The organism is Pseudomonas sp. SDO524_S393 (assembly GCF_054071875.1).
This window is the reverse complement of sequence record NZ_JBSVVZ010000123.1, coordinates 1-8,748: the sequence shown is the minus strand read 5'-3', so window position 1 is coordinate 8,748 and position 8,748 is coordinate 1. Positions and strand designations below refer to the sequence as shown.

The following is an 8,748-nucleotide window of genomic DNA, read 5'->3' as shown; positions in this document are numbered from 1 at the left end:
GGTGCACCAGATACACCGAGGTGCCTGTATCGCAGGCAAGCCAGCTCCCACAGTTCGTTCTGCGTTATAGATAGGGAGTCCATGGATGAGCATTGCCGTACCTGCCTTGCGCTCTGAAGGCACCATCGCCCTGATCGCCCCCGCCGGCCCTGCGGCACTGGATGTCGAGAAAGCTGGCCAGTGGATGCGTACTCGCGGCTACGAACTTCGTATCTTTCCCGGTGTTTATGAACGCGACGGCTACCTCGCCGGCAGCGATCAAGTCCGTCTTGATGACCTGCACGCCGCCTTCGCCGACCCCGATATCGATGCCATCTTCTGCCTGCGCGGCGGTTATGGCACACCGCGTCTGCTCGATAGCCTGGATTTCGCGCTGTTGCGCGCCAACCCCAAACCATTCGTAGGCTACAGCGACATCACCACGTTGCACCTGGCGATCAACCGTTACGCCGGCTTCGTGACATTTCACGGGCCAATGCTCAATGCCGACCTGTTGGGCGATAAGCGCCAGCCTACCGAGACTTCGTTGTTCAACCTGCTGTGTGGTCAGGTGGGGGCTGGGAGTGTGCTTGAGCACCCCGCGGACCATCCGTTGGTCACGATCACACCTGGCGTTGCGCGTGGGCGTTTGCTGGGGGGCAACCTGTCGATGATTGTAGCGGTCATGGGCACGCCTTACGAAATTGACGCCGAAGGCATCATCCTGCTGATCGAGGACGTCAACGAGCCGATCTACCGTATCGACCGCCTGCTCACCCATTTACGGCTGGCGGGCAAGCTGGCCCAGGTGGCGGGTGTGCTGGTCGGGGATGTGGCAGGTGTGGATAGCGCGGTGCTGGAGCGGCTGCTGACGCAGACCTTCGCCCCTCTGGGCATACCGGTACTGTCCGGCTGGCGCAGTGGGCATTGCGATCCGAACCTGACACTGCCGATGGGCGCGCAACTGAGGCTGGATGCGGGGGCGCAGCGGTTGGTGCTGGAGCAGGATGTGGTCTTTAAGACCTGAGTGAGTCGTCGCCTGTCAGGCAGTCATCGCAGGCAAGCCAGCTCCCACATTTGGAACGCATTCTCCTGTGGGAGCTGGCTTGCCTGCGATGGCGGTAGTCGCCTTGCAACGATCTACCGGTTCTGCAACGACTCCAGCAGCTTCACCGTCGGATAGCCATCCGCCGGCCAGCCCAACGCTTGCTGCGCCGCACGAATCGCCTTGCGCGTATTGGCGCCGATGATTCCATCCGGGTTGCCCGCGTCATAGCCATTGGCGCTGAGCGCCGTCTGCAGATCGATGCGCTGGGAACGGCTCAGCGGCAGCTCATCTTTTGGCCAGTCGCCACGAATCACACCGGCGCCGCCGAAGCGCTCCGACAGTAAGCCGACCGCCAATGCGTAGGACGACGAGTTGTTGTATTTGAGGATCGCGCGGAAGTTATCCAGCACCAGGAACGCGGGGCCCCGGTAGCCGGCCGGCAGCAGCAGGGCGGCGGACAGTTGGTCGACATTTGGCGGCAAGGTCGCGCCCGGTGGTAGCTGGATGCCCAGTCTCAGCCATTCGGCAACGGTCTTGCGCACGCCGCCATCGGCCAGGGCGTAATCGAAGTTCGTCGGCAGTTGTTTCACCTCGAAGCCCCATGGCTGGCCTTTCTGCCAGCCGGAACTTTGCAGGTAATGGGCGGTGGAGGCGAGGGCGTCGGCCGGGCTGTTCCAGATATCGCGGCGTCCATCGCCGTCGAAGTCCACGGCATGGGTGTTGTAGGTGGTCGGAATGAACTGCGTCTGGCCCATGGCGCCCGCCCAGGAGCCTTTCATCTGGTCGGCCTGGATGTCGCCGTGCTGGATGATCTGCAACGCGGCCAGCAATTGCGCCTGGGCGAATGCCGGGCGACGGCCTTCATAGGCCAGGGTCGCCAGGGAGCGGATCACCGAATTATTGCCCTGGAACTGGCCGAAGTTGCTTTCCATGCCCCATACCGAGACCAGGGCCTGGCGATCCACGCCGTAACGTTGCTCGATACTTTGCAGAATATCGGCGTACTTGATCAGCAAGGCCTGGCCATTACGCACACGCACTGCCGACAGGGCGCCGTCGAGGTATTCCCACACCGGACGGGAAAACTCCGGCTGGCTGCGGTCGGCGCGAATCACGGCCATGTCCGGTGTGACATTGGCGAAGGCGTTGTCGAATACGGCGGCTGTGATGCCGGCCTTCAGGGCTTCGACGCGGAAAGCGGCCTGCCACTCGGCAAAGGTCTGGGTCGGCTGGATATCGAGGTTGTCCACGGCCAAGGGGGCCACGACAGCGGGAGCGGCGACCGGTGCGGTCTGGAGCTTCGGCAGGGGCTGGGCGTCGGCGGCGGTGGGTTTTTCCGCGCAGGCGACTAGCAGAATGAGGCTGGAGGCAGCGATCAACTGGCGAAAGTGCCAGCGACGGGAAAGACTAGAGGGCATGCACAGGTCCAGGAATTACAAATCAGGTGCAGACCTTATCATGCCGGAGGGGCGCTTGCCTTCAGGCAGCCAGAAAGTAAGAAGCCTCCCAGCTGTCAGACTGGAAGGCTTCGCGGCGGTAGCTGCCTTTGCCCTTGCCGGGGCGTTCCTGGCGGCTGCGGAACAATGGCTGGGCGACGATGGACTTGGCCTTGTTGGGGCCATGCTTGGACGGTTTTTTGCTCATGATCGGTACTCTCGTTGGGGGATAAAACGGTGCAGATCATCTGCCTAAGTTGCAGCGCTGTAAAGCCCGCCGGTGTGTAGGTACTTTCGATTTATGAAGTGAGCACGATTGATGTGCAAGCCAGCTCCCACAGGGGAATGCGGTGTTCTTGAGGGTGTTATTCGGCAGGGAGTGCCAGGCGCTGGCCAGCCATCAACAGCGACAAACGGCTCAGGCTCATCCACGGTGAACCGGCCGCCTGGCCCTTGATCTGCGCATCGATGCGCTGGGCTTCCAGCAACAGCTGCGCCCAGCGTTGCGCAGTATGCCGTTGCAGCGCCTTGCTCATCAGCGGCTTGCGCTTGTCCCACACCGGTGGCTTGGCCTGGCTGAAAGCTTTGTCCAAAGGCGTGCCCTGACTGTATTGCAGGGCAATATTGGCCAATACCCGCAGTTCCCGGGCCAGCGCCCAGAGAATCACCGGCGGTTCCACGCCTTCGCCGCGCAGGCCTTCGAGCATGCGCAGGGCGTGGGCGGGTTCGCCATTGAGAATGGCGTCCACCAGCCCGAACACATCGAAGCGCGCGCTGTCGGCCACCGCGCCCTGAACGGTCTCGACGGTGATCTGCCCGTCTTCGGCCATCAGCTTGAGCTTTTCGATCTCCTGGGCGGCGGCCAGCAGGTTGCCTTCAACCCGCGCAGCAATCAGTTCAACCGCGTCCTGGGTGGCCGACAGCCCCGATTGGGAAAGGCGCTGGCGAATCCACTGTGGCAACTGACTGCTGTCGACCGGCCAGATCTGGATGAACTGGGTGTGCGGGCCTTCCACCAACGCCTTGCCCCATTTGGTTTTCTGCGCACTGCCGTCGAGCTTGGGCAGGCTGATCAGCAGTACCGTATCTTCGGCGGGCCTTGCGCAGTATTCCATCAGGGCTGCCGCGCCCTTGTCGCCAGGCTTGCCCGAGGGCAGGCGCAGTTCCAGCAGGCGTTTTTCGGCAAACAGCGACATGCTCGCGCCAGCCTGCAGCAGCGTGCCCCAGTCGAAACTGGCGTCGGCGGCGAACACCTGGCGCTCATCGAAACCTTGTTGGCGCGCAGCGGTGCGGACGGCGTCAGCGGCCTCCTGGCACAGCAGCGGGTCATCACCGCTGACGATGTAGACAGGCGCAAGGCCACCTTGCAGGTGTTTGGCGAGTTGGGCGGGGGCGAGTTTCATAGGCAGGAAGAACGGGGCGCCGGGGGCGCCCCGTCTGGCTTACTCGACAGGGACTTCAACAGGCGACTGTTTCGGCGTGTTGTCTTCGTACTCCTGCGCCGCTTTCAGCGCATCGGCATCGGCCTTGGCCTTGTTGTCGGCCATTTGTTGCAAGGCATCCAGCTTCTCGGGCGTCAGCATCTGCAGACGCAAGACCATGCGTTGTACCAGCTCGCGGCGCATTTCCTTGCGTACCTGGATGATCTCGGAGTCCGAGCCCACCAGGTTGTTGCCGTCGTGGGTCACGATTTTCTGCACCTGGACTTTGTCGCCCAGCAGTGGCAAGTGGTCTCGGCCCTGAATCTGGAACGCCAGCTCGGTGCTCAGTTCAATGTCGTAAGAACGGCCAGCGCTGGCGTAGCTCAGGTTGCGCTGGGTTTCTTTTTCGTTCACCAGCATCAGCTTGTAGGGCGCGCCGCTGTAGAGGTGAACACCACTGTTTTCCAGGACCTGGCGCAACTGCACCACGGTATCGCCATAGGCATCACGGGCGCTGACGTCCAGTTCCTTGAGCGTCAGGTCGTTGGTGCCGGTGCCGCGCAGCTGGAAGCCGCAAGCGCTCAGCATGACGGCAAGGCCCATAACCAGCAAATTGCGTTTGATCATTTTGTTGCTCCCCTTGAAACCATGTGGGCCTTGTCGAGGCCCTGAAGGCTTTGTTCGGCAGGGGGCTCGAGCCCCCTGCCCGATCCGATTAGCTAGCGACGATGTTGACCAGTTTTCCGGGCACCACGATCACTTTGCGGATCGTCAGGCCTTCGGTAAAGCGCAGCACGTTTTCGTTGCTGCGTGCGGCCGCTTCGACGTCTTCACGGCTGGCGCTGGCCGGCATGTCGATCTGGCCACGCAGTTTGCCGTTGACCTGAATCACCAGTTGCAGCGTGTCCTGCACCAGCGCGCTGTCGTCCTGCACAGGCCAGCCGGCGTCGATCACTGCGTCACTGTGGCCCAGACGGCTCCACAGTTCGTGGCTGATGTGCGGTGTGATCGGTGCCAGCAGCAGGGTAACCGTCTCCAGGCCCTCGTGGATCAGCGCGCGGTCCTGTTCGGTCGCTTGCGGCGCTTTTTCCAGCACGTTCATCAGGGTCATCACCTGGGCGATGGCGGTGTTGAACTTGTGGTGCTGGCCCACGTCCTGGCTGGCTTGCTTGATGGCCAGGTGGGTGCTGCGGCGAATGACTTTCTGCTCGTCGCTCAGGGCGGCCACGTCCAGCTTGCCGGGCAGGCCCTGGCTGACATGGGCGTGCGCCAGGCGCCAGACGCGCTTGAGGAAGCGGTGCGAGCCTTCGACGCCGGAGTCGGACCATTCGGCGCTCATGTCCGGCGGCGAAGCGAACATCATGAACAGGCGGCACGTGTCGGCACCGAACTGATCGATCATCGACTGCGGGTCAACGCCGTTGTTCTTCGACTTGGCCATTTTCTCGGTGCCACCGATTTCCACCGGCAGGCCGTCGGCGATCAACTTGGCGCTGATAACCTTGGCCTTGCTGTCGCGCTCCAGTTCCACATCCGCCGGGTTGAACCAGGTGTAGGCGCCATTGGCTTCGCGGCGATAGTAAGTCTCGGCAACCACCATGCCCTGGGTCAGCAGGTTCTTGAACGGCTCGTCGGAACTCACCAGGCCCTCGTCGCGCATCAGCTTGTGGAAGAAGCGTGCGTAGAGCAGGTGCAGGATGGCGTGTTCGATACCGCCGATGTACTGATCCACCGGCAACCAGTGGTCGGCCGCGGATTTTTCCACCAGGCCGCCTTCGAAGTGCGGCGAAGCGTAGCGGGCGTAGTACCACGAGGACTCGACGAAGGTGTCCATGGTGTCGGTTTCACGCTTGGCAGGCTGGCCGCATTTCGGGCAACTGCACTCGTAGAACTCGGGCATGCGCGCCAACGGCGAACCGGCGCCGTCCGGCACCACGTCTTCCGGCAGCACGACCGGCAGTTGGTCTTCCGGTACCGGCACGTCGCCACAGCTTTCGCAGTGGATGATCGGGATCGGGCAACCCCAGTAGCGCTGGCGGCTGATGCCCCAGTCGCGCAGGCGGAACTGGGTGCGGGAGGCACCGAGGTTTTTCTTGATCAGCGCCACTTCGATGGCATCGAACGCGCCCTGGAAGTCGAGGCCGTTGAATTCGCCGGAGTTGATCAGCTCGCCGTGCTCGCCGTAGGCGTCCTGCCATGGGGCGGGGTTGGTGTCGCCCGAGCTGGTGCGCACCACGGATTTGATCGGCAGGTTGTATTTGCTGGCGAATTCGAAGTCGCGCTCGTCGTGGGCCGGCACGGCCATTACGGCGCCATCGCCGTAATGCATCAGCACGTAGTTGGCGACCCACACCGGCAGCTTCTCGCCGGTCAGCGGGTGTTCGACGAACAGGCCGGTCGGCAGGCCTTTTTTCTCCTGGGTGGCGACGTCGGCTTCAGCCACGCTGCCGCCTTTGCATTCGGCGATGAACGCCTGCAACTCAGGGTTGTTCCGGGCGGCCTGGGTGGCCAGCGGGTGTTCGGCGGCCACGGCGACGTAGGTCGCGCCCATCAGGGTGTCCGGGCGGGTGGTGAAGACTTTCAGTGCGCCGGCTTCGCCGATGGAATCGACGTTGTATGGAAACTGCACTTCCATGCCCTTGGATTTGCCGATCCAGTTGCGCTGCATGGTCTTGACCTGTTCAGGCCAGCCCGGCAGATCGTCGAGGCTCGACAAGAGCTCATCCGCGTAGGCGGTGATCTTGAAGTAGTACATCGGGATTTCGCGCTTTTCGATCAGCGCGCCGGAACGCCAGCCGCGACCGTCGATCACCTGTTCGTTGGCGAGTACGGTCTGGTCGATCGGGTCCCAGTTCACGGTGCCGTTCTTGCGGTAGATCACGCCTTTTTCGAACAGGCGGGTGAACAGCCATTGTTCCCAGCGGTAGTAGTCCGGCTTGCAGGTGGTCACTTCACGGGACCAGTCTACCGCCAGGCCCAGGCTGCGCAGTTGGGACTTCATGTACGCGATGTTCTCGTAGGTCCACTTGGCGGGCGCTACGTTGTTTTTCATCGCGGCGTTTTCCGCCGGCATGCCGAAGGCGTCCCAACCCATGGGTTGCAGGACGTTCTTGCCGAGCATGCGCTGATAGCGGGAAATCACATCGCCGATGGTGTAGTTGCGCACGTGCCCCATGTGTAGCTTGCCGCTGGGGTAAGGGAACATCGATAGGCAGTAGTACGTCTCCTTGCCTGGCTGTTCACTGACTTCAAAGGACTTCTGCGCGTCCCAGAAGGTTTGGGCGGCATTTTCTATTTCACGGGGCTGATATTGTTCGTGCATGGCTACTTTTGAACTGAATAGGGGTGGCCTAATCCTCTTCGGTGCACTGTCGGGGCAGATCGACACCAGAAAGCGGCGCGTCCGTGCCCAAACCCTGCGGGAAGTGGAGTTACAGGAAGCGCCGTAGCATACATGACCCCACTCTATCGAGGGAAACCCTGATTGCGCGTGCAAGGCCGTCTGTCGCGGCGCAAGGCAGGCGTAGCCGCGGGGGCTACGCTGTTTATTGGGGAGCAAGTCTTTCTTCAATGAGGTGAGGGGATGGTTGAATCGCAGCGAACGTTAACGAAACCGGAAATCTACCAGGGACTGATCGACCGCTTGGGTCGTGCATTGGATGCAGCAAATACAGCAGGTCGATTACGTGATGAGCGGCCTGTGGAGCTGGAACTGCGAGGTTTGAGCCGCGCGGAACTGGAGCTGATCAAGGCTTATCTGGAAATGAACGGGCGTAGCGCGCCTCCGTGGATGGCAACCCCGCCAGCCAAGGAGCCCCCGCACTCTGCCAAGGTGGTGTGGCTCAAGGACTTGCCAGCCGGTCGCGGCCCGGAAAAACTCCGGTCTGTCCGGTACAAGTGATTCATTGCCCCCCTTGAACTGCATCGTCGCGTCAGGTGGCTGTTACACAGACCACGCTAAAGATTGTCGTTAAACCCTGTTCCACCTTAGGCTTCGGGCATCCATGGAGATGCCCGATGCCTATTCGTTATTTCATCAAACAACTGTTATTGCCGCCCGGCATCTTCTTGCTGCTGCTGGCGTTTGCCTGGTGGTTTCGCCGTCGCCGCCCGCGTCTGGCGGCTGGCTGCTTTGCCTTGGGTTTTGGCGGGCTTTGGCTGATCAGTCTGCCGGTCGTGGTGGAGTGGGGCGCACGGGCGCTGGAAACAGAGCCTCCCCTGGCGCGGGAAGCGTGGTCGACGCTGGCCCAACGTGCCGACGCCATTGTGGTACTGGGCTCCGGACGTGAGCGCGGTGATCCCGCCTGGGGCAGCGATCAGCCCACCGGCATCGGGCTCGAACGCCAACGATATGCCGCGCGGTTGGCCAAGGCGTCGGGGTTGCCGGTGCTGACCACCGGCGGCCTGCATTACGGCACGCCGCCCAGCGAAGCGCAGTTGATGGCAGTGTCGATGCAGGATGACTTCGGCGTGACGGTGCGCTGGAAGGAAGAGCGCAGCCGCACCACCTGGGAAAACGCACAGATGAGCGCCGAGATTCTGCTGCCAGAGGGCATCAAGCGTGTGGTGGTGGTGACCCAGGCCTGGCACATGCCGCGTTCGGTCTGGAGCTTTGAACAGGCGGGCTTCACCGTGGTGCCGGCGCCCGTGGGTTTTCTGGGGGTGGATAACGCGCGCCCGTTGGGCGGCTGGATGCCGGAGTTCAAGTCGGTGTGGCAGAGCGGACAGTTGATCAATGAAGCGGTGGGGCAGGTGGGGTATCGGTTGTTCTACTGATAACACCCCACATCCAGATGTGGGGCTGGCTTGTGTGGGAGCGGGCTTGCTCGCGAATGCGGCGTGTCAGTCCACAAACCCACCAACT

At 62.2% G+C, this 8,748-nt stretch carries 8 protein-coding genes; 3 read left to right on the top strand and 5 right to left on the bottom strand.

Features of this window, described 5'->3' with window-relative positions; translation table 11 throughout:
* The first annotated feature begins 85 nt into the window (after positions 1-85).
* Positions 86-1,006: a S66 peptidase family protein gene (locus ACW9IB_RS28875; RefSeq protein WP_457416709.1), complete on the top strand. Its 921-nt coding sequence runs from the start codon at positions 86-88 to the stop codon at positions 1,004-1,006.
* Between the two features lie 113 nt (positions 1,007-1,119).
* On the opposite strand, the gene ACW9IB_RS28870 is transcribed toward ACW9IB_RS28875, so the two are convergent.
* The 5 genes from ACW9IB_RS28870 to leuS all read right to left on the bottom strand — a co-directional run bounded on the left by ACW9IB_RS28870 (position 1,120) and on the right by leuS (position 7,206).
* A complete protein-coding gene (locus ACW9IB_RS28870) occupies positions 1,120-2,445 on the bottom strand; it encodes a lytic murein transglycosylase (protein WP_457416707.1) in 1,326 nt (441 codons plus the stop codon).
* Positions 2,446-2,506: 61 nt separating this feature from the next.
* On the bottom strand, positions 2,507-2,671 hold the full coding sequence (gene arfA, locus ACW9IB_RS28865) for an alternative ribosome rescue factor ArfA (RefSeq protein WP_457369078.1): 165 nt from the start codon (positions 2,669-2,671) through the stop codon (positions 2,507-2,509).
* Positions 2,672-2,828: 157 nt separating this feature from the next.
* Complete coding sequence (holA, locus tag ACW9IB_RS28860) at positions 2,829-3,866, bottom strand: DNA polymerase III subunit delta (protein ID WP_457369079.1); 1,038 nt, start codon at positions 3,864-3,866, stop codon at positions 2,829-2,831.
* Between the two features lie 39 nt (positions 3,867-3,905).
* Positions 3,906-4,511, bottom strand: a complete 606-nt coding sequence (locus ACW9IB_RS28855; RefSeq protein WP_457369080.1) for an LPS-assembly lipoprotein LptE — start codon at positions 4,509-4,511, stop codon at positions 3,906-3,908.
* 88 nt (positions 4,512-4,599) lie between these two features.
* The gene (gene leuS / locus ACW9IB_RS28850) at positions 4,600-7,206 is read right to left on the bottom strand and encodes a leucine--tRNA ligase (protein ID WP_457416705.1); all 2,607 of its coding nucleotides are present in this window, start codon (positions 7,204-7,206) and stop codon (positions 4,600-4,602) included.
* Positions 7,207-7,467: 261 nt separating this feature from the next.
* Here leuS and ACW9IB_RS28845 point away from each other — a divergent pair, with 261 nt between their 5' ends.
* Entirely contained in the window at positions 7,468-7,785 is a 318-nt protein-coding gene (locus ACW9IB_RS28845) for a hypothetical protein (protein WP_457369082.1), read from the top strand.
* A 116-nt stretch (positions 7,786-7,901) separates the two neighbouring features.
* Positions 7,902-8,660, top strand: a complete 759-nt coding sequence (locus ACW9IB_RS28840) for a YdcF family protein (RefSeq protein WP_457416703.1) — start codon at positions 7,902-7,904, stop codon at positions 8,658-8,660.
* Positions 8,661-8,748: the final 88 nt, after the last annotated feature.

Coding starts and splice junctions, on each gene's coding strand:
- ACW9IB_RS28875 (WP_457416709.1), top strand. CDS start 86: ATGAGCATTGCCGTACCTGCCTTGCGCTCTGAAGGCACCATCGCCCTG.
- ACW9IB_RS28870 (WP_457416707.1), bottom strand. CDS start 2,445: ATGCCCTCTAGTCTTTCCCGTCGCTGGCACTTTCGCCAGTTGATCGCT.
- arfA (WP_457369078.1), bottom strand. CDS start 2,671: ATGAGCAAAAAACCGTCCAAGCATGGCCCCAACAAGGCCAAGTCCATC.
- holA (WP_457369079.1), bottom strand. CDS start 3,866: ATGAAACTCGCCCCCGCCCAACTCGCCAAACACCTGCAAGGTGGCCTT.
- ACW9IB_RS28855 (WP_457369080.1), bottom strand. CDS start 4,511: ATGATCAAACGCAATTTGCTGGTTATGGGCCTTGCCGTCATGCTGAGC.
- leuS (WP_457416705.1), bottom strand. CDS start 7,206: ATGCACGAACAATATCAGCCCCGTGAAATAGAAAATGCCGCCCAAACC.
- ACW9IB_RS28845 (WP_457369082.1), top strand. CDS start 7,468: ATGGTTGAATCGCAGCGAACGTTAACGAAACCGGAAATCTACCAGGGA.
- ACW9IB_RS28840 (WP_457416703.1), top strand. CDS start 7,902: ATGCCTATTCGTTATTTCATCAAACAACTGTTATTGCCGCCCGGCATC.